This is a genomic window from Pseudomonas sp. JUb52 (assembly GCF_004341115.1).
Taxonomy (GTDB): Bacteria; Pseudomonadota; Gammaproteobacteria; order Pseudomonadales; family Pseudomonadaceae; genus Chryseomonas; species Chryseomonas oryzihabitans.
This window is the reverse complement of the sequence record NZ_SLYS01000016.1, coordinates 1-24,695: the sequence shown is the minus strand read 5'-3', so window position 1 is coordinate 24,695 and position 24,695 is coordinate 1. Positions and strand designations below refer to the sequence as shown.

Below are 24,695 nucleotides of genomic sequence, written 5' to 3'. Positions count from 1 at the left end.
GCGACGGGCAAGGCTTCAAGGATGGCCGCTGCCGCGTCTTTTGCCTAGGTTGCGCGACATCCGACCTGCCGAGTCGCCCTATTTGGCGAACAGCTGGCTCATGTCCTTGAAGGCCTTGAACTCCAGGGCATTGCCGCAGGGGTCGAAGAGAAACATGGTGGCCTGCTCGCCGACCTGGCCCTGGAAGCGGATATAGGGCTCGATGACGAACTGCGTCTCACGTGCCCGCAGACGGTCGGCCAGGGCTTCCCATTCGTCCCAGCCCAGCACGATGCCGAAGTGCGGTACCGGCACATTGTGGCCGTCCACGGCGTTGGTATGGGCGTCTTCCTGGGAGGCGGTCTTGGGGTGCTCGTGGATCACCAGCTGGTGGCCATAGAAGTCGAAGTCGACCCAGTGGTCGCTGGAGCGACCCTCGGCGAGGCCGAAGACGTCGCCGTAGAAATGCCGGGCGGCGGCCAGGTCGTAGACGGGAATGGCGAGGTGAAAGGGCGACAGGGCCATGGGGGAAATCCTGTTGAGGGGGATGCAGCCATTCTCACCCCAGGTTTTCCTGTGCATGAAGCGCATTTTCCTGCCTCCGAGCGACAAAAATTTTGTTGCTCGGCAGCCAGGCTCGCTACAGTGACCGCCCCAGACTGCAGGCCACTCCCATGCTTCGCGAATTCAAGACCCTGCTCGCCGTGGCCCGCCATGGAAGCTTTGCCGCGGCCGGGCTGCACGTGGGCCTGACGCCCTCGGCGGTGAGCGCCCAGATGCGCAACCTGGAGCAGCACCTGGGCGTGCAGCTGTTCGACCGCAATGGCCGTAGCGCCCTGCTCAATGCCGCCGGGCGTCGCGCCCTGCCGCTGGCCGAGGAAATGCTCGCCACCTATGCGCGCATGGCCGGCGCCGGCGAGGAGATCCAGGGCGAGTTGCGCATCGGCGCCATCGCCAGCGTCCAGACCGGCCTGCTGCCCGGCACCCTGGTGCGCCTGCGCCAGCAGGCGCCGCGCCTGGAGCCGCGGCTGGTGCCCGGCGTCTCGCTGGCCCTGCTCAGCCAGGTGGATGCCGGCGAACTGGATCTGGCCATCCTCATCCGCCCGCCCTTCGAACTGCCCAAGGAACTGCACGCCACCACCCTGCTGCAGGAACCCTTCGTGCTCATCGCCCCGCCGGACCTCCCCGGCGACGATCCGCGCCTGCTGCTGGAGACCCAGCCCTTCATCCGCTACGACCGCCACTCCTTTGGCGGCCGGCGGGTCAGCGCCTTTCTGCGCGAGCAGCGCCTGGCAGTGCGCCAGGTGCTCGAACTCGATGAACTCGATGCCATCGTCAAGATGGTCGAGCACGGCCTGGGCGTGGCTCTGGTGCCCTGCGCCGGCCTCTGGCTGGAGCATCCGCGGGTGCGCCGGCTGTCCCTGGGCGCCCTTACCTTCCACCGTGAATTGCAGGTCATCGCCCGCCACGCGGGGCGTGACCTGCCAGCCGTCGCACTGTTTCGCCGCTGCCTGACCGAAGCCGTGTCAGAACAGCTGCACCAGCAGCCAGTAGAATGAAGCGGACAGCGCCATGGCCACCGGCAGGGTGAGCACCCAGGCCAGCAGCAGATTGCGCACCGTCGCCCACTGCAGTCCGGAACCGTTGGCCGCCATGGTCCCGGCCACCCCGGACGAGAGCACATGGGTGGTGGAGACCGGCAGGCCGAAGGCGTCCGCCGCGCCGATGGTGCCCATGGCCACCAGCTCCGCCGAGGCGCCCTGGGCATAGGTCAGGTGGGTCTTGCCGATACGCTCGCCGACCGTGACGACGATGCGCCGCCAGCCGACCAGGGTGCCCAGGCCCAGGGCGATGGCCACCGCCACCTTGACCCACAGCGGGATGAAACGGGTGGCCTGGTCGATCTGCCGCTTGAATTCCCGGAGATCCTCCTGCGCCTTGGGCGCCAGCCCCGGCAGGTGCTCCTTTTCCAGCAGGCGGATGGATTCCGAAGCCAGATACATGGCGTTGCGCACGTTGGGCATGCTCTGCGCCGGGACGTTGTTGAGGGCGCCGTACTGGCGTACCTCGCGGGCGATGTCGTCGGTGATGGCCGCGAGCGCCGGTACCACCTGGGGATTGCTCTGCCGCTTGCGCACGAATTCCAGCAGCACCCCATGGGGATCGGCCGGCGCGGCCTGGGGCGCCGCCTGGCGCAGCCCGCTGGCGGTGACCTCGGCGACGGCGGCGAAGGCCGGCGTCGCGGTGGCGGGCACGGCTCGATTGAGCGCATAGGCGGTCGGCAGGGCGCCCACCAGGATCAGCATGATCAGCCCCATGCCCTTCTGGCCGTCGTTGGAGCCATGGGCGAAGGACACCCCGGTGCAGGTCAGGATCAGCAGGCCGCGGATCCACGGCGGCGGCGGCTCGGCGCTTTTCGGCTCCTGGTAGAGCGTCTGGTCGCGCACGATCCGCTTGAGCAGCACCAGCAGCAGCGCCGCGCAGACGAAGCCGATCAGCGGTGAGAACAGCAGCGCATAGCCGACCTTGGCCACCTGGCCCCAGTCCACGCCGCTGCTGCCATCCAGGCCGCCCAGCCAGGCGTGCATCAGGCCGACACCGATGATGGAGCCGATCAGGGTATGGGACGAGGACGCCGGCAAGCCCAGCCACCAGGTGCCGAGGTTCCAGATGATGGCGGCGATCAGCAGGGCGAAGATCATGGCGAAGCCCTTGCCCGCGCCCATCTCCACCACCAGGTCCACCGGCAACAGGGCGATGACGCTGAAGGCCACCGCGCCACTGGAGAACAGTACCCCGAGGAAGTTGCAGAAGCCGGACCAGAGCACCGCCGCATTGGGCGGCAACGAGTGGGTGTAGATCACCGTGGCCACGGCGTTGGCGGTGTCGTGGAAGCCGTTGACGAACTCGAAGCCGAGGGCGATCACCAGCGCCAGCGCGAGGCCAGCGAAGGGCAGCCAGGTAGTGGGCGGGGACTGGGTGTCGCTGACGTCGTTGTGGATACCGCCGAGGGTCACCGCCAGACCGGTCAGCAGCAGCACGATGAACAGCACGATCCGCAGCGGACCGGGTTTGCGTGAACTGTGCAGGGGATGGGACAGCGACGACAGGGAAGCGGCTGGACTGGACGAAGGCATGGGGCGAACTCCGACACGGGATCCACCCACCCTGCGCCGCCTGCATGACGTTTTTACGTCAGCCAGGTGGCCAGACGACGGATGACCGCCGCGGGCTTTTTTTCAACAGAGACCCGGCCTGCTAGGCTTGGGCTTTGCCCGAGGATCGCGTCGATGCCCCCGCGCTGGCTGCTCTGCCCTGCCCTGCTGCTGTCCCTTGCCTCTGGCGCCCTGGCCGCCGCGGAGCCTTCACCGCGCAGCTGCGCCCAGGAAATCGGGCGACAGCCAGCCCAGGCCCTGGCCACCCGCTGCCGGGCGCTCTCCCCCGCCACCCATCCGCCGTGCAACGCCGCCAACAGCTGCGCCCTGATGCAGGACGAGATCGCCCGCAGCTGCGCCCTGTTCGGCGATGGCGAAGCGGCCAGGGAGCCGGGTTGCGGTCCGCTGCCCAGCAGCGCCGAGGCGGCGGCCGCCGTGGTCCAGCGGTACTACCAGGCACTGAACGCCCGGGACTACGGCACCGCCTGGCAGCAGTGGGGCCTGGACGGCCAGCCCGGCAACAGCTACGAGAAATTCCGCCAGGGCTATGCCAGGACCCGCAGCGTGCAGGTGACCCTCGGCCAACCGGGCCCGGTCGAGGGGGCGGCCGGTTCGAGCCATGTCAGCGTCCCGGTGACGGTCAGGGCGCGCCTGGTCGACGGCACCCGCCAGACCTTCAGCGGCCGCTATCAACTACGTCGGGTCAACGACGTCGACGGCGCCTCGGCCGAGCAGCGCCGCTGGCACCTGGAAGGTGCGAAGCTGAAGGCCGAGCGCTAGTCCGGTCCGATTTGCCGCAGCTGGGAGAGGCGACTGCGCGTCCGCGACATGTCGGCGATGTCGCTGTCGGCCAGGGTTTCGTCGAGAGGCGCGGCGCTGACCAGGAACAGCGCCAGGCGACGGTCGTAAAGCACATCCACCAGATTGATGAACCGCTGCCGAGCGGCAGGGCTGGCGTCGCGCAGCGGCGGCACGGCGTCCAGCAGCCAGCGCTGCCAGGTTTCGCTCAGGGTCAGGTAGTCGAGGACCGCGGTGGGGCCTTCGCAGAGATCGGCGAAGCTGAAGTGCAGCAGGCCATCCGCAGCGCTGACGGCAGGCAGGCTGCGATGCCCCACCGGCACCTCGATTCTAGTGTGCGCCAGCGGCGGCAACCCCAGCGTCTGGCGCTGCGCCGGGGTGCCCGGCCAGAGATAGGCGCCGACGCCGAAGGGATCGGGCTCGGCGGGACTGGCGCCGCGATAGTCCTGGGGACCGGCTACCGAGAGGATATCCATGCGCGTCTCGATCAGCCGGATCGCCGGCAGGAAGCGCTCGTGGTAGAGCGGATTGGGCAGCAACCCCTCGGGCGGATAGTTGGAGGTGGTGATCAGCACCACGCCGCGGCTGAACAAGGCCTTGAACAGCCGGGTGATGAGCATGGCATCGCCGATGTCGTGCACATGGAATTCATCGAAGCAGAGCAGTCGGCAACCTTCCAGTAGCTCGTCCAGGCTGGCCGCCAGGGCATCGCCACCCGGCGGTTGACGGAACATCCGCTCGTGCAGTTCGCGAAAGAAAGCATGGAAGTGCACCCGGCGCTTCTCGGCGAATGGCAGGGCGGCGAAGAAGCCGTCGAGCAGAAAGCTCTTGCCACGGCCTACCGGGCCCCAGAGATAGAGACTGCGTGGCGCCTGGCGGCGGAACAGCCGTGGGCGCAGGAGCTCGTCGGCGAGCTGGGCGAAACGGTCGATGGCGGCCTGTTCCGCGGCATCCAGGGTGTAGCCACGGCTCTGGGCGAGCTCGGCGAAATGCCCCAGCACCTGCTGGGCGGGCGAAGGAGACGTCATGCAGGCGTCCAGCCGAGAAAGATAGGGCGCTAATGAAGCTACAGCCGTCGCTGCCGGTCAAGACCGGCAGCGACGGTGCACTCAGGCCGCGGCGATGAACAGGCAGAGGCAGCAGAACATGCCGCCGGCCCAGACCAGCGAGCGGCGGGTGGCATGATCACGGATATACAGCCAGGTATAGGCGATACGGCTGAGCAGGAAGAGAAAGGCCCAGAAGTTGATGGTGCCCTGCTCGGCGCCACCGGTGACGTGGGCGACGATCACCGCGGCGGCGAACAGCGGATTGATCTCGAAGGCGTTCTGCTGGGCGGCATTGGCCCGGGCCCGGGCCCCTTCCAGCTTGCCGAGAAAGCTGCGCGGATCCCGGTTGTCCTCGGGCGTGAAGCCGCTGCCCTTGAACTTGGCGTAGTAGGCCGCGCCATAGGGCACGAGGTAGACGAGGAAGATGCACCAGTAGGCGAAGGTCATGTCGGCGTCCCTGGAAGTGTGAGGGTTCGCCTATCTGACCCGCCCGACCGGGAAAAATCCACTCCGCTTCAGGCAGGCGTGCGGCTGTGGGTCCAGCGCGCCATGAGCGCGGTCGCCACCGCGCAGAGCGCCAGCACCGCGCACATGGGCACCACGGTGCCATTGTGCAGCGCGCCCACGCTGCTGGAGGCCAGCGCCGCGAGGATGAACTGCAGACTGCCCATCAGCGCCGAGGCACTGCCGGCGTTGGCGCCCTGCCCGGCCAGGGCGCAGGCCGAGGCGTTGGGCACGATGCCGCCGAGCAGGGCGATGGCGCAGAACAGCGGGATCATCAGCACCGGCAGCGCCTTGGGCTGGAAGGCGCCCACCAGCAGCAGCACCAGTCCCGCCGCGGCATAGGCCACCACCGCGCGGCGCAGCCAGAAGGCCGGCCCCTGGCGGACCACTAGGCGGGCATTGAGCTGCCCGAGCAGGATGAAGCCGGCGGCGTTGAGGCCGAATACCCAGCCGTAGTGCTCGGGCGCGACGCCATAGAGTTCGATCAGCACGAAGGGCGAACCGGAGATGTAGGCGAACATCCCCGCCATGGCGATGCCGCCGGTCAGGGTGTGGCCGATGAAGGTGCGATCGCGCAGCAGCCGCAGGTAGTTGCGCAGGGCTCCCCGCAGCGGCGGCCGCGGATGGTGCGCCGGCAGGGATTCGGGCAGCCACAGCGCCACCGCGGTGCCACAGGCGGCGGCGAACAGCGCCAGGCTGACGAAGATCGCCTGCCAGCCAAAGGTGCTGAGCAGCAGACTGCCGGCGAAGGGCGCGATGATGGGCGCGATACCGGTCACCAGCATGATCTGCGAAAAGGCCCGCGCCGCGGCCATCGGCTCGCAGAGATCCCGTACCACGGCCCGCGCGATCACCATACCGGCGCAGCCGCCCAAGGCCTGGACGAAGCGCGCGGCGATCAGCCAGGGCAGGCTGGGCGCCAGGGCGCAGCCCAGCGACGCCAGGCAGAACAGGCTGATGCCGATCAGCAGCGGCAGGCGGCGGCCGAAGCGGTCCGCCAGGGGACCATAGAACAGCTGGCCACTGGCGAGACCGGCGAAATACACCGCTAGACTCAACTGTACGTGTTCGATATCGGTGGCGAACGACCGGGCCAGCGACGGGAAGCTGGGCAGGTACATGTCGATGGCGAAGGGAGCGAAGGCCGAGAGGGCCCCGAGAATCAACAATAAGCGAAAGGTCATGAAGCCTGATCCGATGGAAGCGGAAGTGTCACGCAGTTACATACAATCATGTTTGTAAAAGCGGCGAGGCGCGCTAGACTGCGTGGCAGACCCACTGCCAGTCAGATCGCCCATGCGTCGTACGAAAGAAGAAGCCGAACAGACCCGCCAAGCCATTCTCGATGCGGCGGAAGCCCTGTTCCTGACCAATGGCGTGGCGCGTACCAGCTTGGAAATGATCGCCCGCGAATGCGGCGTCACCCGGGGTGCAGTGTACTGGCATTTCCAGAACAAGGCCCACCTGTTCCACGAAATGCTTAGCCAGATAAGGATCCCGGCCGACGAACTGACCGAACGCCTGCGCGTCGACGGCGAGGAAGACAGCCTGCAACGGCTGTTCAAGCTTTGCATCGAAGGCATGACGAAATTCACCCAGCCCGGCCGGGAGCACCGGGTGATGACCATCATGCTGCACCGCTGCGAATTCACCGAGGAGCTGCGCGAGGCCGAAGAACGCGATCTGCAGTTCCTGCGGCAGTTCATCCGCATCACCGACGCCCTCTTCACCGCCCAGGCGCATCGCCTGCAGCCGGGCGTGACGCCGCAGCTGGCCAGCCGGATGCTGCACAGCCTGTTTCTCGGCACCCTCTCGGACCTGCTGCGCGACGAACAGACCTTCGCCCCGCTACTGGCCGCCGATCAGGTGTTCACCACCTTCTTCCGCGCCATCGTGCGCGACTGGGTTCAGTCGCCGACGGTATAGCCCGCCTGTTCGATGGCCGCGCGAAAGGGCGCAACCATCTCGGCGCTGTCGATGCGCACCTCGCCCGCCTGCAGGTCCACCTCCACCCGGGCGCGATTGTCCACCTTGAGGACCGCGGCCTCGATGGCGCTCACGCAGTGGGCGCAACTCATTCCGATCACCTTGATGACATGCATGGTCTGCTCCTGTCTGTCTTGACCTCTTTCTCCTGACGCCAGCGCCAGGACCGGGTTCCAGTGTTGACCTTGACCCGAGGTCAAGGTCAACACTGTTATCAGGAGGTGCCCATGCACGAATTCGAACTCTCCATCAGCGGCATGACCTGCGCGGCCTGCGCCGGTCGGGTCGAGCGCGCCCTGCAGAAGGTCCCGGCGGTCAGCGCGGCCGGCGTCAACCTGGCCAGCGAAAAGGCCCGCGTCAGCGCACCGGGCGACGCGGCGCCGGCGCTGGCCGAAGCCGTCACCGCCGCCGGCTACCGAGTAGCCGAGGCCGAGCATGACATGGCGCTGTCCGGCATGAGCTGCGCCAACTGCGCCGGACGGATCGAAAAGGCCCTGCGTGCGGTACCCGGGGTCTTGGCCGCCGAGGTCAACCTGGCCAGCGAAAGAGCCCGGGTGAAGACCCTGGCCGCGGTCGAGACGCAGGCGCTGATCGCCGCGGTGGAGGCCGCCGGCTACGGCGCCCAGGATCGCCGCGCCGAAGACGAGCGTTCAGCCCCGGCGCGTCAGGGGATGCCCTGGGAGCATCTCGAATTGACCCTGGCGCTGCTGCTGACCGCACCGCTGATCCTGCCAATGCTGCTGGCGCCCTTCGGCTGGCACCTGATGCCGCCCGCCTGGCTGCAATTCCTGCTGGCGACGCCGGTGCAGTTCATCGTCGGCGCGCGCTTCTATCGCGGTGCCTGGCATGCCCTGCGCGCCCGCAGCGGCAACATGGATGTGTTGGTCGCCCTGGGCACCAGCGCCGCCTTTGGCCTGAGTCTCTATCTCTGGCTGGTCAAGGACAGCCCCCATCTCTATTTCGAGACGGCGGCCATGGTCATCGCCCTGGTACGTCTGGGCAAATACCTGGAGACCCGCGCCAAGCGCCGCACTGGCGCGGCCCTGCGCGCCCTGGAAGCCCTGCGCCCGGAAAGCGCCCGGCGCCTGGATGCGGCCGGCCAGGAAGAAGAGGTCGCCCTGAATCGCCTGCGCCTGGGCGACCGCCTGCAGCTGCGCCCCGGCGAGCGCATCCCCGCCGACGGCCGCATCCTGCAGGGCGAAAGCCAGGTGGACGAAGCCCTGCTCACCGGCGAAAGCCGCCCGGTCGCCAAGGGCCCCGGTGACGAGGTGGTGGGGGGCGCCATCAACGGCGAGGGCAATCTGCAGATCGAGGTCACCGCCCTGGGTGGCGAGACGGTGCTGGCCGGCATCATCCGCCTGGTGGAAGACGCCCAGGCCACCAAGGCGCCCATCCAGCAGCTGGTGGATCGCATCAGCCGGGTGTTCGTGCCGGTGGTGGTGAGCCTGGCCCTGGTCACCCTGCTCGGCTGGCTGCTGAGCGGCCACCCTTTGGAGCCCAGCCTGCTCGCGGCCGTAGCGGTGCTGGTCATCGCCTGCCCCTGTGCCCTGGGACTGGCCACCCCCGCCGCCCTCATGGCCGGTACCGGGGTGGCGGCGCGTCACGGCATTCTGATCAAGGACGCCGAGACCCTGGAGCGTGCCCAGGGCATCACCACCGTGGTCTTCGACAAGACCGGCACCCTGACCGCCGGCCAGCTGCGCCTCTGCCAGCTGGCCACGGCCCCCGGCATCGAGGAAGCCGACTTGCTGAGCCTGGCCGGCAGCCTGCAACGCGGCAGCGAGCATCCCCTGGCCGCGGCGGTGCTGCGGGCCTGTCGTGACCGCGGCCTGGACACCCCACCCGCCCAAGACGTCCGCGCCCTGCCCGGCCGTGGCCTTCAGGGCAGCTGGCAGGGTCGCGCCTTGCTGCTGGGCAATGCGCGGCTCCTGGCCGAACGACAGCTGGACGCCGGCCCCCTGGTCGAGGCCGCCCGCGCCTGGGAAGACCAGGGGCTGACCCTGTCCTTGCTGCTGGAAAGCGGCAGCCAGCCGCGGGTGCTGGGGCTGCTGGCCTTTGGCGATGCGCTGCGCCCGGGTGCTGTCGATGCCATCGCCCAGCTACGCCGCGACGGCATCGACAGCTGGCTGCTGACCGGTGACAACCGTGGCAGCGCCCGCCAGGTGGCCGCGGCCCTGGGCATCACCCAGTGGGAGGCCGAGGTGCTGCCCGCCGACAAGGCGGCCCTGGTGGCCCGGCTGCAGGCGACCCGGGGCGGCGTGGCCATGGTCGGCGACGGCCTCAACGACGCTCCGGCGCTGGCCGCCGCCGAACTGGGCATCGCCATGGGCTCGGGCACCGCTGCCGCGCGCCACGCGGCCGGCATCACCCTCTTGCAGGAGGATCCGCGCCAGGTGGTGGCGGCGCTGGACATCGCCCGCCGTACCCAGCGCAAGATCCGCCAGAATCTGTTCTGGGCCTTCGTCTACAATGTCATCGGCCTGCCGCTGGCCGCCCTGGGTCTGCTCGACCCGGTCTATGCCGGTGCCGCCATGGCCTTTTCCAGCGTCAGTGTCCTGGCCAATGCCCTGCTGCTCGGCCGCTGGCGCCCGTCCGGAGACCTCCCCTCATGAACATCGGTCAGGCCGCCAAGGCCAGCGGGCTCACCGCCAAGATGCTGCGCTACTACGAGCGGATCGGCCTGCTGGCCCCCGCCGGACGGACCGACAGCGGCTATCGCCAGTACGGCGCCGAAGACCTGCGGGTGCTGGCCTTCGTCCGCCGCTCGCGGGAGCTGGGCTTCAGTCTGGAAGAGATCCGCCAGCTGCTCAGCCTCTGGCAGGACCGGCAACGCGCCAGTGCCGATGTCAAGGCGCTGGCCAAGCGGCACATCGCCGAGCTGGATCTGAAGATCGCCGAACTGACCCGCCTGCGCAGCACCCTCGGCGAGCTGGTCTCCTGCTGCCATGGCGACGCCAGCCCCGAGTGTCCGATCCTCGATACCCTCGGCGGCTGACGCAACCGCGGCCGCCTCGCGGGGTCCATCGCTTATCCCCCGCTGCCGAGGTATCCCCATGCAGACCCTGCACCGCTACCAGATCCACTATCGCCTCAACGGCGAGCCCCTCACCCACGACCTGGAGAGCTTCGAGCCGGTCACCGAAGAGGAAGCCGTACTGCAGTTGCTGATCAAGCACGTCGAGGAACCCCAGGTGGTTGTCGACGCGCCCTGGGAGCGCCATGCCCAGCCGAGCATCGCCCGGCGCGCCCAGGAAGCCGGGCTGAGCGACATCGAGGTCAGCCAGCGGGACTGACGGCCGGCCCGGGCGGGTAGCTTTGCGCTATAATTCCGCGCTTTTGCCCCCTTCGCCGGAGACCTTCATGACCCTGCCTCGCCTGCGCCTCAAAGCCAATGCCGACCGCCGTCTGCGCGCCGGGCACCTCTGGGTGTACAGCAACGAGGTGGACGTCGTCGCCACCCCGCTGACCGCCTTCGAGCCGGGCGATCAGGCCATCCTGGAAACCACCAGCGGCAAGCCGCTGGGCCTGGTGGCGCTGTCGCCCAACAACCTGATCTGCGCCCGCCTGTTCTCCCGCGACACCGGCTACCTGCTGGACAAGTCGCTGCTGGTGCACCGCTTCAAGGTCGCCCTGAGCCTGCGCGAGCGGCTGTTCGGCAGCCACTGCTATCGCCTGGTCTATGGCGATTCGGATTTCCTGCCGGGTCTGGTGGTGGATCGCTTCAACGACATCCTGGTGGTGCAGATCGCCTCGGCGACCATGGAGCGCCAGCGCGACGCCATCCTGGCCGCCCTGCTGCAGGTGTTCAAGCCTCACGGCGTGCTGTGGAAGAACGACGGCAGCGCCCGCGCGGCCGAGGGCCTTTCCAGCTACGTGGAAGTGGCCTATGGCGAGGTCCCCGACTGGGTGGCGCTGGAAGAGAACGGCGTGCGCTTCGAGGCGCCGGTGCGCGAAGGCCAGAAGACCGGCTGGTTCTATGACCACCGCCTGAATCGGGCGCGCCTGGCGCCCTATGTCGAAGGCAAGCGGGTGCTCGACCTGTTCAGCTACATCGGCGGCTGGGGCGTGCAGGCCGCGGCCTTTGGCGCCAGCGAGGTCATGTGCGTGGATGCCTCGGGCTTCGCCCTCGACGGCGTGGAGCGCAATGCCACCCTCAACGGCCTGGCGGAAAGGCTGGTCTGCGTCGAAGGCGATGTCTTCGAGGCGCTCAAGGAACTCAAGGCCGGCGAAGAGAAATTCGACGTCATCGTGGCCGACCCGCCGGCCTTCATCAAGAAGCGCAAGGACCTGAAGAACGGCGAGGCCGCCTATCGTCGCCTCAACGAACAGGCCATGCGGCTGCTGAACAAGGACGGCATCCTGGTCAGTGCCTCCTGTTCCATGCACCTGCCCGAAGACGACCTGCAGAACATCCTGCTCGGCAGCGCCCGCCATCTGGACCGCAACCTGCAGATCCTCGAACGCGGTGCCCAGGGCCCGGATCACCCGGTACACCCGGCGATCCCGGAGACCCGCTACATCAAGAGCCTCACCTGCCGGCTGCTGCCCAGCTAAGGCGCCAGGCAAAAAGAAAGCCGGACCAGGTCCGGCTTTTTCTTGCGTGTTCGACTGTCAGCTCAAGGCACGAATCAACTCGTCCTTCTTCATCCGCGAACGACCACGAATGTCCTGTTCGGCGGCCTTCTTCATCAGTTCGTCGCGGGTCATGTCGCTGAGCGAGGTGCTGCCGCTGCGCGAACGCCGTGCCGAGGCCCGCCCGCTGTTGGGCGACTGGCCCTGCTTGGTGGCCACCGCCCGCCGCGCGGAGTCCTTGCGATCCGCGCGCTTGGCAGTACCGCTCTTGCTCTTGCCGGAGCCCGCCTTTTCACCACCGCCGGACTGCTTGTTCACCGTCGCCCAGGCTCGCGCTTCGGCTTCCTCCTTGGAGATGCCCTTTTTCTCGTAGCTCTCCTCGATGTGCTCGGCCTTGCGTTCCTGTTTGTCGCTGTACTTGGACTTGTCGCCGCGGGGCATGGCAGTCTCCTGGCTAGTCTTCCGCCTTGATGGTGGCCACATCGGCTGCCTTCACCCGTACATGACGACCCGCCACGTCGGTGAATTCATAGAAGCCGTCGGCCGTCTTGGTGTTGGGACGATCTTCGGTGATGTACTGGGTACCGTCCTGCAGGGTCACCACCGTCTCGGTGGAACAGGCCGTCAGCCCCAGCAGGCTCAGGGCCAGCAATCCACCGCTTAGCAGGCGCTTCATGGCGCTTCTGGCGAGACGCGATGGATGGACACATCATGCAGCGCCACCAGCGCCTGACCGGACTCGATATCGGCCAGGTGGAAGCGCTCGTCGTTAATCGCATCCAGGTGCCGGCAGGCCAGTTCGCGGACCACGTCGGTGATGGGTACGTCGAGATTGCTGATACGGTCGGTATAGCTTTCGCCCAGTAACTTGTAGTGGATTTCGTATTGGCTATCGGTGTCGTCACGCATGAGAGGTCTCCGCGAAAAGGCTGCCCGACTCGGGTTATTTCTATAGAGCCCGGGCAACCAGAGCGGTTCTTTTCCGCCCGTCAGACGCCGCCGAACGGTCGTCTGTCAAGTACCGCGAACCCGCTCTAGCGCAAGAGTTCAACGCCCTGCGCGCATCTGCTGCAACAGGGTGCTGCACTGGGCGCCCTGCTCGTTGCTCGGCGCCACCAGTGCCAGCAGGCCAGCGGCCGGCGCCGCAAAGGTGGCGAGCAGTGCCGCCGCCGCGCCGCGGGCCGCCAGCGGCAGCGCCTTCACCCCTGGCGATGGATTCTTCAGGGTGCCGCGCACATAGAGCGGCGAGCGCAGCGAGAAGATGCGCAGGCCCTTGCTGTGGGGATCGACGGTGAGATCCAGTCGTTCGCTCGCCAGGTTGATGGTGCCGGTGATGTTGATCAGGGCGTTCTCGGTGTCGAGCACGAAGACCTGGGGCTGCACCAGGCCCTTCTTGAAGTCGAGATCGGCGACCGCGCAGTTGATCTCGACCTCGTCATCGCCGAACAGCCGATCGACCAGATAGTTGCCGACGTTGAGTCCGGCGAGCTCCATCAGGCTGCGGCTAATGCGGCCGTCGTTCATCAGCAGCTTGAGTTCGCCGTTGCTGGTGCCGAGCAACGCCGCCACCGAGTTGCCGGTGCCACTCAGGGTGGCATCGCCATTGAGTTCGCCCATGCTGCGCTTCATGGTCTCCACGGTGGGGAACAGCTGGTTCAGCTTGACCCGGCGCACATGCAGATCGACCCGCCCCTGCAGGGGCGTCTTGTCGCCTTCCAGGCGCACCGTGGTGTTGAGATCACCCCCGGCCACGCCGAAACGCAGGGGGTCGAGCAGCAACACGCCATCGGTCAGGCGCACGTGGGTGTTGAGATCGGTGATCGGCAGCTGCGCGTTCTGCACGATGCGCTTGCCGGTGAAACGCACGTCCGCATCCATGGCGCGCCAGCGCTCGGTGCGGAATTCGGAGACCGGCAGGGCCTTGTCCGCCGGCTGCTTGCTGGTTTCGCCCTTGGCCGCCTGCTGTTCCTTGGTATCGGCGCCGATCAGCGGCGCCAGGTCCTCGAACAGCAGCTGATCGGAGCGCAGGGTGCCACTGAGCTTGGGCCGTGGCTTGCCGCCGGTGAACAGCACCTCGCCGTGCAGGTCGCTCTTGCCGACCCGGCCATTGAAGTCTTCGTAGCTGAAACGCGCGCCCGCCGGATCATTGAGCTTGACCGTGAGATGGCCATCGGTGGCATAGGGCGCCGTCTCCGGCAGGGTGACCCCGGTCAGCGGATAGAGCTGCGCCAGGCTCTTGCCTTCCAGCACCAGGTGCAGATCCAGGGCGCCCAGGCGCCGCGGATCGGTCAGGGTGCCAAAGACCTGGGCACGGGTCTCGCCGGCGCGGGCATCGAGCTGGATGGGAAAAGGCACATCGGCGTCCTGCAGCGCCAGCAGTCCACCGATCTGGCCACGGCCACTGACCGGCACCTGCTTGTAGCTGCCCTCCACCGCCAGGGCGAACTGGAAGGGCTGGGTCTGCTTGACGTGGGAGCGCTGGCGCGAGGTGCCCTGCTTGCCCACCAGGTCGGCATAGGCGATGGGGGCGTCCAGGGAAGTGATCCGCGCGCGCAGCCGGGTGGCGGTCTGGGCATCGTCGAAGCCGACCTGGCCGGCGTCGAAGCCGATGGTGCCGATGTCCACGGTCCAGGCCGAGGGTTCGGCCTTGGGGTCCTTCTCCGCGGTCTCGAAGGTCCAGCTGTTGCGGCCATCGGCCAGCCGCTGGGCATTGACCACCGGCCCCGTGAGGTCGATGCGCGGGATATAGATCTGCTTGGCCAAGAGCGCCAGCGGCGAGATCCGCAGCTGCACCCGGTCGAGGTGAACGAAGGTCTTTTCCTTGGCCCAGTCCGGATTGCCCAGGGTCAGGTCTTCGGCGGCGATGTGCGGCCAGGGAATCCAGGCGCGCCAGCCGCCCTGATCCGGCTCGCGGTGCCAGACCACGCCCAGGTTGCCCTCGATGGCGAAGGGTCGATGCAAGGCGCTCGACACCTGCTCGTTAATGGTCGGCTTGAGCCGATTCCAGTCGAAAGTGGCCAGTACCACCACCAGCACTACGAGCAGCAGCAGGATGATTCCCAGCAGCCAGGCGAGGATCTTGCGTGGGCGCGTCATGGCCGCCTCCTTGGATTTCCGTTCCCTCTTGGGTCTGCTCAGCGCAGCGGGGTTCCCTGGATAGACATCATGTCTTGCGCTGACGCAGCGCCAGCAGCGCCACCGCCACCCCGATCAGGGTCAGCAGCAGCAGGCTGCCGCGCAGGCCCACCTGCCCCGCCACGGCGCCGATCAGCGGCGGACCGAGCAGAAAGCCGAGATAGCCGGCCGTGGCGGTCATGGCGATGCCGGCAGCCGGTGTCTCGGCCACCTGGCCGGCGGCGCTGAAGGCAGCCGGTACCACATTGGACAGGCCCAGGCCGACCAGGGCGAAGCCGAGGATCGCGGTCCCGGGCGCCGGCAGGAGGACCGCCAGGGCCAGTCCCAGGGTCGCCAGCAGGGCGCCGCCAACGATCACCTGAGGACCGCCGAAGCGGCCGCGGATGCCGTCGCCGAACAGCCGGCCCGCCAGCATGGTCAGTGAAAAGGCCGCATAGCCCAGGGTGGCCACCACCGGACTCGCCCCGCCCACCTGGCCCAGGTAGACGGCGCTCCAGTCGGTCATGGCGCCTTCCAGCATCAGGCAGCCCAGCGCGATCAGCCCCAGCGCCAGCACCCGCCGATCCGGCAGGCGCAGGGCGTGACTGACCGGACTGCGATCGCCTTCGTCCAGCGCCAGGGCGGCGGGCAGGGCCAGCACCAGCGCCACCAGGGCGGCGGCCAGCAGTACCGCCAGCGCCGAAGCGCCCAGGTGCAGCACCAGGGCCCCCAGGCCGGCGCCGAGAAAGCCGCCCAGGCTGAAGGCGGCGTGGAAGGACGACATCAGCGGACCGTTCCAGCGGCTTTCGACATCGCTGGCATGGGCGTTCATGGCCACGTCGATCAGTCCGTTGCAGGCACCGAGCAGCAGCGCGCAGGGCAGCAGCCAGCCCAGCGAAGGCGCCACCCCGGGCCCGCTCAGCACCAGCACGAAGCTCAGGATGCTCAGGCGGGTCAGGCGGCCGGTCCCTCCCAGGCGCGGCACCAGCACCCCGGCGAAGGGCATGGTCAGCAGGGCGCCGAGGGCGACCGCTAGCAGCACCAGACTCAGCTGGCCGTCGCCCAGCAGCAGATCGCGCTTGAGTTCGGGAATGGCCGCCGCCCAGCCGCCGATCCCGCAGCCGTTGGCGAGAAAGACGGTAAAGGTGGCGCGACGCTGGCGACGCAAGACGGCGGAAGTCATGGCGATCCTTGGGTGAGCGGGCTAGCGGTCGCTGGCCAGCGAATGCAGTTGCAGGCCGGCGTCACGATAGGGTTGCAGACGCTCCTCGCTCAGCCCCGGTTCCAGCACCAGGTGGTTCAGCTGATCGAGCCGGAGCACGTGATAGAAGGCCACGCTGTCGAGTTTCTCGGCGGTCACCGCGACGGCGACCTGACCGCTCTGCTCGGCCACGGCCGCCTTGAATTCGGCTTCTTCCAGGTCGAAGCCGGTCACCCCGGTTTCCACCGCCAGGGCGCAGGTCCCGAGAAAGGCCAGATCGGCGCGCACGCCGCGCAGATCGCGCAGCGCCCGGGCACCCAGGCAGGCACCCGATTCCGGCGCGGCCAGGCCGCCGATCATCAGTACCCGGATGCCCGGGCGCTGCAGCAGCGCCGCGGCGATCACCGGGGCATTGGTGGCCACGGTCAGGTCGAGATCCGTGGGCAGCGCCTGGGCGATGGCCAGATTGGTCGAGCCGGCATCCAGCAACAGCAATTGCCCGCGCTGCACCAGCCTGGCCGCGGCCAGGCCCAGCGTCTGCTTGGCCGCCTCGTCCTGGCCGATACGCGCCAGCAGCGCCTCCGGTGGCGTCAGCAGCGAGAGCGCCCCGCCATACACCCGGCGGCACAGCCCCTGGCGGGCCAGCTCACGCAGGTCGCGACGCACGCTGTCTTCGGAAATGCCCCAGGTCGCGGCCAACTCGGCCGACAGGACCCGGCCCTGTTCGCGCAGCAGGGCCAGGATCGCGGCCTGGCGTTCTTCGGGAAGGTGAATGGCAGTCATGGCTGATACTCCAAGAGGATCAGCAGATCATGCACAATCATTTACGAACGTGCAACATCATGCACTGGATGACATCTTGCTTCGGGCATCCAGCCAGCGGCCGCCAAAGACGTTGATCAGCAGGCCGAGCATGACCGCCACGCCACCCACTTCCTGCTGGAGGGTCATCTGCTCACCGAGCAACACGGCGGCCGAGGTCAGCCCCACCACCGGCACCAGCAGGGAAAAGGGCGCCACCTGGCCGGCCGGATAGCGTGACAGCAGCCGACTCCAGATGCCGTAGCCGACCAGGGTGGCGATAAAGGCCAGGTAGACGATGGCAAAGATCGAACCGGCCGACAGCGAGGTCAGCGCCGTGGCGATCTGCTCGGGTCCTTCCAGTAGCAGCGACAGCAGGAAAAAGGGAATGGGCGGAATCAGGCTGCCCCAGACCACCAGGCCGAGCATGTCCACCTTGCCGATCTTTTTGGTGACGATATTGCCCAACCCCCACATGGCCGCCGCCGCCAGGGTCAGCAGGAAGCCGGCCAGGGTCATGGTGACGCCATGCTCGGTACCGATCAGCAGCAGGCCCAGCGCCGCCACCAGCAGCCCGGCCAGACTCGCCCGGCGCACCTTCTCACCGAGAAAGGTCGCCGCGAATGCCAGGGTGAAGAAGGCCTGGGCCTGCAAGACCAGCGAGGCCAGCCCCGCCGGCATGCCCACGTACATGGCCGAGAACAGGAAGGCGAATTGACCCAGGGAAATGGTCAGGCCGTAGGCCAGCAGCAGTCGCCAGGACACCTGGGGACGCCGCACGAAGAGGATGGCCGGAAAGGCCGCCAGACAGAATCTCAGGGTGCCCAGCAGCATGGGCGGCACGCCATGCAGGCCGAGCTTGATGACGACGAAGTTCACCCCCCAGGCCAGGATGACGACCAGTGCCAGCAACAGATCCCGGGGTGCCATCGACAACTCCTTGAACGCTTTCAGATAGTTAGGCGGCTACCCTACTCCTTTGCGTCCGCGCTGCGGCGTCACAGTTGCACACAAATTCGGCCAGTCACTCTGCATGAAAAGAAAACCGCAGCCTGGGCTGCGGTTCGTCGGGATCAGGCGCTGCGCTTGTCACGCAGAGGGTCATGGCCCCAGTTCATCAGCGACTTGCGCCAGCGCGAGTCTTCGATGTCGCCGTCCGGTCGCTGCTTGAGATGGCGATGCACATAGCCGATGACCTTGCGCATGGCCTTGTAGTCATCGTCTTCCAGCTCGGCCTGGCGCTTGCCCTTGAGCTCGAGGATGCGCTCACCCATGGCATGACCGACCGCCTTGCCGTCGTTGGCGGCCTTGACCTTCTTGCCACCCTTGGTCATGCCCACGCCCTTGCTGGTGTCACCGCTGAGCCATTTGCGCAGCTGACTCGGGGTCATGTTGACCACCTGCTTGAACTCGCTGCGGACCTCTTTCTTGTCGTCTTTCTTGTCGTCGTTGGAAGCCTTCTTGGTGCTCATTTTTCACCTGCCTTTTGCAACGCCTTCACCAGTTCGTCTTTCTTCATGCGCGACCGGCCCCGTACCTCGCGGCGCGCCGCACGCTTCATCAGCTCGTCCTTGGTCAGACCGGCCAGGCCCGACTCACGCGCCGCCGCCGTCTTGCGCGCCACATCGGCCGGCTGCTTGGAATGCTGCTTGCCGCGGCGCGTGTCACGGCGCTTCTTGGCGGTGGTGCGCTGGTACTCTTCCTTGCTCAGGGAGTCCCGGGCCTTTTCCGGCAGATAGCGCTCGCCGGTCTCCTCGGACTTCTTGCCGGAGCGGGTGTCCCACTTCTCGTCGGTCCACTGCTGCAGATGATTGTCCTTGCCCTTGCCGCCCTGGTATTCACCACCGCGCTTCTGGTACTCCTGGGAGGCCAGCTGCGCCTTGCGCGCCGACCACTGACCGGGCTTGCCGCCCTTGTCGCCCTCGGTAATCTCTTTCTTCACCTTTTCCCAGAGTTCGGGATCGCTCTTCTTGGCCGTCGCACTCATGGCTCACCTCAGGTTGGGGATCACTGCAGTCGCTGTCTCTAGGATGACTGTCCAACCGAAACGGGGGTTCGCGCCAGGCGACGAATGCCCCTACCCTGCGTCTTCCGGTATCCAGAGAAAGCCATGTCCCTCGCCACCCTGCTCCGCCGTCGCCTGATCCCGCTGCTCTTCGTCACCCTGCTGGTCGGGGTCGGGGTCCCCTATGGCTGCTCGGAACTGGCCTATCGCGAACGCCAGTGGGTGTTCAGCATCGAGCCGGGCAATGCCAGCTGGTTCACCGGCGTGCCGGAAGGCGTCCGCCAGTTCAACCTGCCGGTGCCGGACGGCCTGACCGGCACCGACTACCTGCACGCCTGGTGGTGGCCCGCCCGCCGTCCGGACGCCCCCACCCTGCTCTATCTGCACGGCACTCGCTGGAATCTCACCGCCCAGGTCCGGCGCATCGCCACCCTGCGGCAACTCGGCTATTCGGTGCTGGCCATCGACTATCGCGGCTTTGGCGAAAGTCCTGGCGACGTGCCCTCCGAACGCAGTGTCTACCAGGATGCCCGGGTCGCCTGGAAGCACCTGCAGAGCCTGCAGCCGGATCCCCGCAAAAGATACATCTATGGCCACTCCCTGGGCGGCGCCGTGGCGGTGGACCTGGCCTGGCGCATCGCCCGCGACGGGGATCCTACCGGCGACTACCCCGCCGCGGCCGGTCTGATCATCGAATCCACCTTCACCACCCTGGCCGATGCCGCCTCGGCGGTGGTCGACACCCGCTTTCCCCTGCGCTGGCTGATGTCGGAGAAATTCGATTCCCTGGACAAGATTCCGGACATCCATATCCCGGTGCTCATCGTCCACGGCAGCGACGATCGCTATGTCCCTCCCCGCTTCAGCGAAGCCCTCTACGCCGCGGCCCGGCCGCCCAAGCGCCTGCTGCTGATCCCCGGCGGGACCCACTCCAACAGCATGGTGATAGGCACGCGCGACTATGCCGCCGCCTTGCGCGAGCTGTTCGGCGGCGCCCACCTGAGCGAAGCGGAAAAGGAGCAATCATCGACGGGAGGCTAGAGACTTTCTGAAAGGCATCGACGGCGCTGATAGTCACTATCTCGCCAGTCTATTTTTTTCGAGCGGTCCTGCTCGGGATACTGAACTCACTCCAGCACAGTTTCCCCAGAGGACACCATCATGAACCTGCGTATCGCCTTCGGTTTCGCCCTGACCGCCCTGGCCCTGAACACCTTCGCCCAGGACTTCGCCTTCACCCCCAGCGCCGCCACCCAGGTCGCCGAGGAATCCAGCCAGCGCCCGCTGGGCCAGCTGATCAAGCAACAGCAGCAGCGCCTGCAGCAGCGCACCCTGGCCGAAGAGTCCAGCCTGCGTCCCCTGGGTGAAGTCATCAAGCAGCAGCAACGCCAGGTGCAGGAACGCCGGATCGCCGAGGAATCCAGCCTGCGCCCCCTGGGCCAGGTGATCGAAGACCAGCAACAGCGCCTCGGTGACGATACGGTGGCCGAAGAATCCAGCCAGCGTCCCATGGGTCGGCTGATCGACCGTCAGCAGCGTCGCCTGCAGGATGACGCCCTGGCCGAAAACGGTTCGGCCCAGACCCTCGACCGCCTGATCAAGGCCGGCCAGACCCGCCAGGCCTGAGTCCTAGCCGTCCCTTCCTGCCCGGCCTTGCGCCGGGCTCGCTCAGTGGCTCTTCTCGCTACCCGGCCCGATACTGGCCGGCGCCTCCACCACCAGCTCCTGCGGCACCTCGTCGATGCGCGGATCCAGTGCCGCTGCCATCGGACTCACCGTATCCGGCATGGCCACGTGATGCAGCGGCGCCTCGTCCAGCCGGTGTTCGCCACTGACGAAGCGGGGCTGCACGAAGACGATCAGGATCACCGCATAGGCCGAGGTCAGCACATAGAAGGTGCCCGGGCCGAAATGCTCCATGGCCGCACCGGCCAGCAGCGGCCCGATACAGGCACCCACGCCATAGGTGGTCAGCAGCATCGCCGACAACTCCACGCGCCGCTCGGGCTCGACATGGTCGTTGGCAAAGGCCGTCGCCAGGGGATAAAGGGTGAACAGCAGCATGCCCGAGACGAAGCCCGCGGCCAGCAGCCAGGGATAGGGCAAGGTGATCAGTCCCCACAGCGGTACCGCCGCCAGGCACAGCAACACCGCATTGGCGCGGATCAGCTTGCAGCGATCGAGGCGATCCGACAGCCAGCCCAGCGGCCACTGGGCGCAGAACCCCGCGACGATGCACAGCCCCACATAGAAGCTCGATTGCGCCGTATCCAGGCCACTGCGACTGGCGAACACCGGTGCCAGGCCATAGAAGCCCCCCACCAGCAGCCCCGCGGTAAAGATGGTCACCAGCGACTGGGGCACCCGCTGCCAGAAGAAACGGATCTCCAGCGGTGCCGCCACCAGTTTGGCCGGGTGCACCCGCCGGGTCATGGCCAGGGGAATCAGGCAGGAGGCGAAGCAGATGGCCACCAGCAGCAGCGGCTTGTAGTCGAGTTGCGGATGCCAGGCCAGCAGCGCCTGGCCGATCACCAGCCCCAGGTCCACCGCCACCATGTAGCCGGCGAACACCTTGCCACGCTGGTGATTCTCCGCCTGCTCGTTGAGCCAGCTCTCGATCACCATGTACTGATTCATCATCACCACGCCCATGACGAATCTCAGCGCGATCCAGACGTTCAGGTCATCGATCAGGGCATGGATGAGCACGGTGACCGTCGCCGCACCGGCGCAGGCCACATAGGAACGGATATGGCCGACACTGGCGATCAGTCGATGGCCGAACTTGCCGCCGCACACCAGCCCGAAGTAATAGGCCGCCATCAGGGCGCCGGTCCACAGGTCCCCTGCCCCCTGCTCGGTCAGTCGCAGACCGATATAGGTGGTGAAGAGACCGGAACCGGCCAGCATCAGGAGGGTAGCGAAATAGAGCGCAGGAAAGGTAACGAGAGGGCTGAACATCAGGGATCACATGAAGAGAAACGAAAAAGCCGGAGCGGAGCAGCGGTGCTAAGCGTCGGGATGGGGGAAGGGAAAGCTGTCGAAAGCAGGTATGCCGGACTACTCCGGCTCTTGCCGCCGATTGGTCTCGGTACGCTGGCGCTGCCGCCACTGGTCCAGATAGACCACCTGGCCATGCTCGGGCTTGGCCTGATAGGCAGGCGCCGAAGCCACCACCGAATCGGCCGTCGGGCGTTCGACCTCGGGTACCACGAAGGGGGCGAATTCGACCTTGGCCAGGGTCTTGCCGAACAGCGCCAGAGAGGCGTCGAGCCGCTCCTCTCCCGTCACGGTGAATTCGAAGGAAAACAGTCGCGCCAGGCGCTTGCGTCCTTGGGCATCGGCCAGCCAGCGAAAGCGCGAGAAAGCCACGGCGCCATCGAGCAGCAGCACCTTGCGGCGGCGACACTCCTGCTCGGCCAGCAGCAGCGCACGCTCGCGAATGCCATGGGCATGCCAGAACCACAGACCAATGCCGACCGCGCCCAGCAACAGGCAGAGATTACCTAGCGTCAGCATCTTCGCTCCTCATCGAAGGGTACCGCCGTCACTGACGCCGCGCAGCGTCACCAGATGCCGTCTCGTTCAACAGGCGAATGTTCTCACGCTCGCCTTTGTACAGCGCCAGAGGGGCGATTTCCTTACCCAGCAACGGCACCTGCTGTTGGTGCCATATGTAGTAGAAAACGTTCAGTACCACCAATAGCAGAAACAACCAACGCATCATTCGTTCTCGAGCGGACACGCCAAAGCCAATCCAGCAAACACCATATCAGGCACGATCCGCGCGCCCGGAACGACATGTTTGACCAGTTCCGCGTCACCCCCGGTCAGAAAGATCTCGCAGCCTTCGGCGAACATTTCCTGAGCCAGTTCGTACTGGGTACGGACGAAACCCTTGAGCATGTACAGACACCCACGCTCCACGGCCTCGATGGTCGTGCGTCCCGGCGCCTCGTAGCGTTCACCACTGGCCCAATGTGGATCGTAGCGGATCCGACGGGTATGGGTCTGCAGTTCCCGACGCATCAACGGAATCCCCGGACAGATGAACCCTCCCTGATGCTCGCCCTGGGCATCGACCAGATCCGCGGTGACCGCCGTCCCCAGGTCCAGGACCACGCAGGCCTTGCCCTCGGCCAACTGCACCGCGGCCAGGATCACCAGCCAGCGATCCATGCCCAGACGCTGATGGTCACGATAGCCATTGCGCACGCCATTCCACACCTCGACCGGCAGGGCCTGGTGACAGGCGATGCCAAAGGTGGCGGTGAGCCGCTCCTTGAGCTGCTGGGTCTCTTCGTCGCTGCGCACGCTGACCAGCCGGCAGGCCGCCAGTGCAGGACTGTCCGGCTGGGAAAGTGCCGCGATCAGGGCGTCGTCGCTGTCGACGATGCCGGTATCGACCACCTCGGCACCGGCCGCGAGCAGGCGCCACTTGATGAGGCTGTTACCGCAATCGAGTTCAAGAATCATGATCTAGGCTCAGGCTCAATTCGCCACCGCTGAATGCCTGCGTCTGACCGTCTACATGCATGAGAATAGCCCCATCTTCGGCAACTCCTGCCACTGTGCCCTGGATACAGCGAACCCCCGAAGACAGGGTTACCGCTCGACCTTGCCAGCCATGATAACGCTCCCACTCGCTGCGCAGGGCGGCGAATCCGGACCGGCGATGAATCTGCCACAGACTGTCGATTTCCCGGAGCAGCAGGCTGGCGACCCGGTTGCGGTCCTGCAGACCGCCCAAGGCCTCGGCCATGGAGATCCACGGCTGATCGATGTTGTCGGCGAGGCGCATGTTGACGTTGATACCGATGCCGATGATGGCCTGGCAGACGTCCTGGGGATCACCCGACAACTCGATGAGGATGCCGGCCAGCTTGCGCCCGCGGACCAGGACGTCGTTGGGCCACTTCAGGCAGGCGTCCTCGACGCCCAGCTGTTGCAGGGTACGGATCACCGCCAGGCCCATGGTCAGGCTCAGGGCCTGCAGTTTCTGGATCCCGCCCGGGCTGGAGACCACGGCGGTGAGATAGAGATTCTTGCCATAGGGGCTGACCCAGGCGCGGCCACGACGACCACGACCGGCCTGCTGATGCTCGGCCAGCAAGGCGAATGGCGGTTGCTGCTGCGGCAGACGGCGTTGCGCCTCGGCATTGGTGGAGTCTATGGAGGCCAGGACCGTTACCGGCCAACCGCCCTCCTGCGCGATCCGCTCGGCATCGAGCAGCGACAGGGGCTCCTCCAGGCGGTAACCCCGTCCCGGAACCTTGAACACCTCGACGCCCAGGTCATCTTCCAGCGTCTTCAGCCGCTTCCAGATGGCACTCCTGGAGACGCCCAAGGCTTCACCAAGCTCGACGCCGGAATGAAATTTTCCATCACTCAGCAGTTTCAGCAACGGCATCCCGAACTCCGTTCGACTTTCTTCCGCCCCAAAGACAACACCCCCGCCAGAGTGAACTGAGCGGGGGTGCTGGGTGTTAGGCGCTTGACGATGACCTACTCTCACATGGGGAAGCCCCACA

The 24,695-nt window shown here is 66.9% G+C and carries 29 protein-coding genes; 9 read left to right on the top strand and 20 right to left on the bottom strand.

The genetic code is table 11. The annotated features are described in order from the left end of the window. Positions 1-78: 78 nt before the first annotated feature. Complete coding sequence (locus EC839_RS21175) at positions 79-504, bottom strand: VOC family protein (RefSeq protein WP_007162584.1); 426 nt, start codon at positions 502-504, stop codon at positions 79-81. Between the two features lie 149 nt (positions 505-653). Between EC839_RS21175 and EC839_RS21170 the strand changes: the two genes are divergently transcribed. Further along, positions 654-1,538: a LysR family transcriptional regulator gene (locus tag EC839_RS21170; RefSeq protein WP_007162585.1), complete on the top strand. Its 885-nt coding sequence runs from the start codon at positions 654-656 to the stop codon at positions 1,536-1,538. Here the strand turns inward: EC839_RS21170 and EC839_RS21165 are convergent. Then, positions 1,506-3,116: an inorganic phosphate transporter gene (locus EC839_RS21165; RefSeq protein ID WP_007162586.1), complete on the bottom strand. Its 1,611-nt coding sequence runs from the start codon at positions 3,114-3,116 to the stop codon at positions 1,506-1,508. The two genes, EC839_RS21170 and EC839_RS21165, sit on opposite strands and share 33 nt — an antisense overlap. A gap of 153 nt (positions 3,117-3,269) precedes the next feature. On the opposite strand from EC839_RS21165, the gene EC839_RS21160 reads away from it, so the two are divergent. Then, positions 3,270-3,914, top strand: coding sequence for a hypothetical protein (locus tag EC839_RS21160; RefSeq protein ID WP_007162587.1), 645 nt, complete (start codon positions 3,270-3,272; stop codon positions 3,912-3,914). On the opposite strand, the gene zapE is transcribed toward EC839_RS21160, so the two are convergent. From zapE to EC839_RS21145, 3 genes are all read right to left on the bottom strand, one after another. Further along, positions 3,911-4,960, bottom strand: a complete 1,050-nt coding sequence (zapE, locus tag EC839_RS21155) for a cell division protein ZapE (protein ID WP_132833151.1) — start codon at positions 4,958-4,960, stop codon at positions 3,911-3,913. The genes EC839_RS21160 and zapE overlap by 4 nt on opposite strands. Positions 4,961-5,041: 81 nt before the next feature. Continuing rightward, positions 5,042-5,428, bottom strand: coding sequence for an MAPEG family protein (locus EC839_RS21150; RefSeq protein WP_007162589.1), 387 nt, complete (start codon positions 5,426-5,428; stop codon positions 5,042-5,044). A 68-nt stretch (positions 5,429-5,496) separates the two neighbouring features. Then, the gene (locus tag EC839_RS21145; RefSeq protein WP_007162590.1) at positions 5,497-6,669 is read right to left on the bottom strand and encodes a multidrug effflux MFS transporter; all 1,173 of its coding nucleotides are present in this window, start codon (positions 6,667-6,669) and stop codon (positions 5,497-5,499) included. A gap of 112 nt (positions 6,670-6,781) precedes the next feature. Between EC839_RS21145 and EC839_RS21140 the strand changes: the two genes are divergently transcribed. Next, positions 6,782-7,411: a TetR family transcriptional regulator gene (locus tag EC839_RS21140; protein WP_007162591.1), complete on the top strand. Its 630-nt coding sequence runs from the start codon at positions 6,782-6,784 to the stop codon at positions 7,409-7,411. On the opposite strand, the gene EC839_RS21135 is transcribed toward EC839_RS21140, so the two are convergent. Next, positions 7,393-7,587 carry a heavy-metal-associated domain-containing protein gene (locus EC839_RS21135; RefSeq protein ID WP_007162592.1) on the bottom strand — a complete coding sequence of 65 codons (195 nt, stop codon included), beginning with the start codon at positions 7,585-7,587 and terminating at the stop codon, positions 7,393-7,395. The genes EC839_RS21140 and EC839_RS21135 overlap by 19 nt on opposite strands. 111 nt (positions 7,588-7,698) lie before the next feature. Between EC839_RS21135 and EC839_RS21130 the strand changes: the two genes are divergently transcribed. The 4 genes from EC839_RS21130 (at position 7,699) to EC839_RS21115 (ending at position 12,025) form a co-directional block, all read left to right on the top strand. Next, the gene (locus EC839_RS21130) at positions 7,699-10,083 is read left to right on the top strand and encodes a heavy metal translocating P-type ATPase (protein ID WP_007162593.1); all 2,385 of its coding nucleotides are present in this window, start codon (positions 7,699-7,701) and stop codon (positions 10,081-10,083) included. Next, positions 10,080-10,466, top strand: coding sequence for a Cu(I)-responsive transcriptional regulator (cueR, locus tag EC839_RS21125; RefSeq protein ID WP_007162594.1), 387 nt, complete (start codon positions 10,080-10,082; stop codon positions 10,464-10,466). Before EC839_RS21130 ends, cueR begins: the two co-directional genes overlap by 4 nt. A gap of 58 nt (positions 10,467-10,524) precedes the next feature. Beyond that, positions 10,525-10,764, top strand: coding sequence for a hypothetical protein (locus tag EC839_RS21120; protein ID WP_007162595.1), 240 nt, complete (start codon positions 10,525-10,527; stop codon positions 10,762-10,764). Positions 10,765-10,831: 67 nt separating this feature from the next. Beyond that, complete coding sequence (locus EC839_RS21115) at positions 10,832-12,025, top strand: class I SAM-dependent rRNA methyltransferase (RefSeq protein ID WP_007162596.1); 1,194 nt, start codon at positions 10,832-10,834, stop codon at positions 12,023-12,025. 57 nt (positions 12,026-12,082) lie between these two features. On the opposite strand, the gene EC839_RS21110 is transcribed toward EC839_RS21115, so the two are convergent. The 9 genes from EC839_RS21110 to EC839_RS21070 all read right to left on the bottom strand — a co-directional run bounded on the left by EC839_RS21110 (position 12,083) and on the right by EC839_RS21070 (position 19,146). Next, on the bottom strand, positions 12,083-12,484 hold the full coding sequence (locus tag EC839_RS21110; RefSeq protein WP_007162597.1) for a Rho termination factor N-terminal domain-containing protein: 402 nt from the start codon (positions 12,482-12,484) through the stop codon (positions 12,083-12,085). Positions 12,485-12,497: 13 nt separating this feature from the next. Further along, positions 12,498-12,719 (bottom strand): YgdI/YgdR family lipoprotein, encoded by a 222-nt coding sequence (locus tag EC839_RS21105; protein ID WP_007162598.1) that lies wholly within the window; start codon positions 12,717-12,719, stop codon positions 12,498-12,500. Further along, positions 12,716-12,952 carry a hypothetical protein gene (locus tag EC839_RS21100; RefSeq protein WP_007162599.1) on the bottom strand — a complete coding sequence of 79 codons (237 nt, stop codon included), beginning with the start codon at positions 12,950-12,952 and terminating at the stop codon, positions 12,716-12,718. The genes EC839_RS21105 and EC839_RS21100 overlap by 4 nt, the downstream gene beginning before the upstream one ends. A 138-nt stretch (positions 12,953-13,090) precedes the next feature. Beyond that, positions 13,091-15,139, bottom strand: coding sequence for an AsmA family protein (locus tag EC839_RS21095; RefSeq protein ID WP_007162600.1), 2,049 nt, complete (start codon positions 15,137-15,139; stop codon positions 13,091-13,093). 67 nt (positions 15,140-15,206) lie between these two features. Then, positions 15,207-16,340 (bottom strand): MFS transporter, encoded by a 1,134-nt coding sequence (locus EC839_RS21090; RefSeq protein WP_007162601.1) that lies wholly within the window; start codon positions 16,338-16,340, stop codon positions 15,207-15,209. 21 nt (positions 16,341-16,361) lie between these two features. Continuing rightward, a complete protein-coding gene (locus EC839_RS21085) occupies positions 16,362-17,141 on the bottom strand; it encodes a DeoR/GlpR family DNA-binding transcription regulator (RefSeq protein ID WP_007162602.1) in 780 nt (259 codons plus the stop codon). 57 nt (positions 17,142-17,198) lie between these two features. Next, positions 17,199-18,089, bottom strand: coding sequence for an O-acetylserine/cysteine exporter (locus EC839_RS21080; protein ID WP_007162603.1), 891 nt, complete (start codon positions 18,087-18,089; stop codon positions 17,199-17,201). 143 nt (positions 18,090-18,232) lie between these two features. Then, on the bottom strand, positions 18,233-18,631 hold the full coding sequence (locus EC839_RS21075) for a DUF3140 domain-containing protein (protein WP_007162604.1): 399 nt from the start codon (positions 18,629-18,631) through the stop codon (positions 18,233-18,235). Then, on the bottom strand, positions 18,628-19,146 hold the full coding sequence (locus EC839_RS21070; RefSeq protein WP_007162605.1) for a hypothetical protein: 519 nt from the start codon (positions 19,144-19,146) through the stop codon (positions 18,628-18,630). The genes EC839_RS21075 and EC839_RS21070 overlap by 4 nt, the downstream gene beginning before the upstream one ends. 123 nt (positions 19,147-19,269) lie before the next feature. On the opposite strand from EC839_RS21070, the gene EC839_RS21065 reads away from it, so the two are divergent. Then, positions 19,270-20,205 carry an alpha/beta hydrolase gene (locus tag EC839_RS21065; RefSeq protein ID WP_007162606.1) on the top strand — a complete coding sequence of 312 codons (936 nt, stop codon included), beginning with the start codon at positions 19,270-19,272 and terminating at the stop codon, positions 20,203-20,205. A 120-nt stretch (positions 20,206-20,325) separates the two neighbouring features. Further along, positions 20,326-20,790, top strand: a complete 465-nt coding sequence (locus tag EC839_RS21060) for a hypothetical protein (RefSeq protein WP_007162607.1) — start codon at positions 20,326-20,328, stop codon at positions 20,788-20,790. A gap of 42 nt (positions 20,791-20,832) precedes the next feature. Here the strand turns inward: EC839_RS21060 and EC839_RS21055 are convergent, their stop codons facing one another. The 5 genes from EC839_RS21055 to birA all read right to left on the bottom strand — a co-directional run bounded on the left by EC839_RS21055 (position 20,833) and on the right by birA (position 24,574). Next, entirely contained in the window at positions 20,833-22,125 is a 1,293-nt protein-coding gene (locus EC839_RS21055; protein WP_007162608.1) for an MFS transporter, read from the bottom strand. A gap of 99 nt (positions 22,126-22,224) precedes the next feature. Beyond that, positions 22,225-22,683 (bottom strand): DUF3301 domain-containing protein, encoded by a 459-nt coding sequence (locus EC839_RS21050; RefSeq protein WP_007162609.1) that lies wholly within the window; start codon positions 22,681-22,683, stop codon positions 22,225-22,227. A 28-nt stretch (positions 22,684-22,711) separates the two neighbouring features. Continuing rightward, the gene (locus tag EC839_RS21045; RefSeq protein ID WP_037006863.1) at positions 22,712-22,891 is read right to left on the bottom strand and encodes a hypothetical protein; all 180 of its coding nucleotides are present in this window, start codon (positions 22,889-22,891) and stop codon (positions 22,712-22,714) included. Next, positions 22,888-23,640 (bottom strand): type III pantothenate kinase, encoded by a 753-nt coding sequence (locus EC839_RS21040; RefSeq protein ID WP_007162611.1) that lies wholly within the window; start codon positions 23,638-23,640, stop codon positions 22,888-22,890. The genes EC839_RS21045 and EC839_RS21040 overlap by 4 nt, the downstream gene beginning before the upstream one ends. Further along, positions 23,630-24,574 carry a bifunctional biotin--[acetyl-CoA-carboxylase] ligase/biotin operon repressor BirA gene (gene birA / locus EC839_RS21035; RefSeq protein WP_007162612.1) on the bottom strand — a complete coding sequence of 315 codons (945 nt, stop codon included), beginning with the start codon at positions 24,572-24,574 and terminating at the stop codon, positions 23,630-23,632. The genes EC839_RS21040 and birA overlap by 11 nt, the downstream gene beginning before the upstream one ends. Positions 24,575-24,695 lie beyond the last annotated feature (121 nt).

Bases quoted from the DNA above. Each gene is read 5' to 3' on its own strand.
- EC839_RS21175 (WP_007162584.1), bottom strand. From the start codon at position 504: ATGGCCCTGTCGCCCTTTCACCTCGCCATTCCCGTCTACGACCTGGCC.
- EC839_RS21170 (WP_007162585.1), top strand. From the start codon at position 654: ATGCTTCGCGAATTCAAGACCCTGCTCGCCGTGGCCCGCCATGGAAGC.
- EC839_RS21165 (WP_007162586.1), bottom strand. From the start codon at position 3,116: ATGCCTTCGTCCAGTCCAGCCGCTTCCCTGTCGTCGCTGTCCCATCCC.
- EC839_RS21160 (WP_007162587.1), top strand. From the start codon at position 3,270: ATGCCCCCGCGCTGGCTGCTCTGCCCTGCCCTGCTGCTGTCCCTTGCC.
- zapE (WP_132833151.1), bottom strand. From the start codon at position 4,960: ATGACGTCTCCTTCGCCCGCCCAGCAGGTGCTGGGGCATTTCGCCGAG.
- EC839_RS21150 (WP_007162589.1), bottom strand. From the start codon at position 5,428: ATGACCTTCGCCTACTGGTGCATCTTCCTCGTCTACCTCGTGCCCTAT.
- EC839_RS21145 (WP_007162590.1), bottom strand. From the start codon at position 6,669: ATGACCTTTCGCTTATTGTTGATTCTCGGGGCCCTCTCGGCCTTCGCT.
- EC839_RS21140 (WP_007162591.1), top strand. From the start codon at position 6,782: ATGCGTCGTACGAAAGAAGAAGCCGAACAGACCCGCCAAGCCATTCTC.
- EC839_RS21135 (WP_007162592.1), bottom strand. From the start codon at position 7,587: ATGCATGTCATCAAGGTGATCGGAATGAGTTGCGCCCACTGCGTGAGC.
- EC839_RS21130 (WP_007162593.1), top strand. From the start codon at position 7,699: ATGCACGAATTCGAACTCTCCATCAGCGGCATGACCTGCGCGGCCTGC.
- cueR (WP_007162594.1), top strand. From the start codon at position 10,080: ATGAACATCGGTCAGGCCGCCAAGGCCAGCGGGCTCACCGCCAAGATG.
- EC839_RS21120 (WP_007162595.1), top strand. From the start codon at position 10,525: ATGCAGACCCTGCACCGCTACCAGATCCACTATCGCCTCAACGGCGAG.
- EC839_RS21115 (WP_007162596.1), top strand. From the start codon at position 10,832: ATGACCCTGCCTCGCCTGCGCCTCAAAGCCAATGCCGACCGCCGTCTG.
- EC839_RS21110 (WP_007162597.1), bottom strand. From the start codon at position 12,484: ATGCCCCGCGGCGACAAGTCCAAGTACAGCGACAAACAGGAACGCAAG.
- EC839_RS21105 (WP_007162598.1), bottom strand. From the start codon at position 12,719: ATGAAGCGCCTGCTAAGCGGTGGATTGCTGGCCCTGAGCCTGCTGGGG.
- EC839_RS21100 (WP_007162599.1), bottom strand. From the start codon at position 12,952: ATGCGTGACGACACCGATAGCCAATACGAAATCCACTACAAGTTACTG.
- EC839_RS21095 (WP_007162600.1), bottom strand. From the start codon at position 15,139: ATGACGCGCCCACGCAAGATCCTCGCCTGGCTGCTGGGAATCATCCTG.
- EC839_RS21090 (WP_007162601.1), bottom strand. From the start codon at position 16,340: ATGACTTCCGCCGTCTTGCGTCGCCAGCGTCGCGCCACCTTTACCGTC.
- EC839_RS21085 (WP_007162602.1), bottom strand. From the start codon at position 17,141: ATGACTGCCATTCACCTTCCCGAAGAACGCCAGGCCGCGATCCTGGCC.
- EC839_RS21080 (WP_007162603.1), bottom strand. From the start codon at position 18,089: ATGGCACCCCGGGATCTGTTGCTGGCACTGGTCGTCATCCTGGCCTGG.
- EC839_RS21075 (WP_007162604.1), bottom strand. From the start codon at position 18,631: ATGAGCACCAAGAAGGCTTCCAACGACGACAAGAAAGACGACAAGAAA.
- EC839_RS21070 (WP_007162605.1), bottom strand. From the start codon at position 19,146: ATGAGTGCGACGGCCAAGAAGAGCGATCCCGAACTCTGGGAAAAGGTG.
- EC839_RS21065 (WP_007162606.1), top strand. From the start codon at position 19,270: ATGTCCCTCGCCACCCTGCTCCGCCGTCGCCTGATCCCGCTGCTCTTC.
- EC839_RS21060 (WP_007162607.1), top strand. From the start codon at position 20,326: ATGAACCTGCGTATCGCCTTCGGTTTCGCCCTGACCGCCCTGGCCCTG.
- EC839_RS21055 (WP_007162608.1), bottom strand. From the start codon at position 22,125: ATGTTCAGCCCTCTCGTTACCTTTCCTGCGCTCTATTTCGCTACCCTC.
- EC839_RS21050 (WP_007162609.1), bottom strand. From the start codon at position 22,683: ATGCTGACGCTAGGTAATCTCTGCCTGTTGCTGGGCGCGGTCGGCATT.
- EC839_RS21045 (WP_037006863.1), bottom strand. From the start codon at position 22,891: ATGATGCGTTGGTTGTTTCTGCTATTGGTGGTACTGAACGTTTTCTAC.
- EC839_RS21040 (WP_007162611.1), bottom strand. From the start codon at position 23,640: ATGATTCTTGAACTCGATTGCGGTAACAGCCTCATCAAGTGGCGCCTG.
- birA (WP_007162612.1), bottom strand. From the start codon at position 24,574: ATGCCGTTGCTGAAACTGCTGAGTGATGGAAAATTTCATTCCGGCGTC.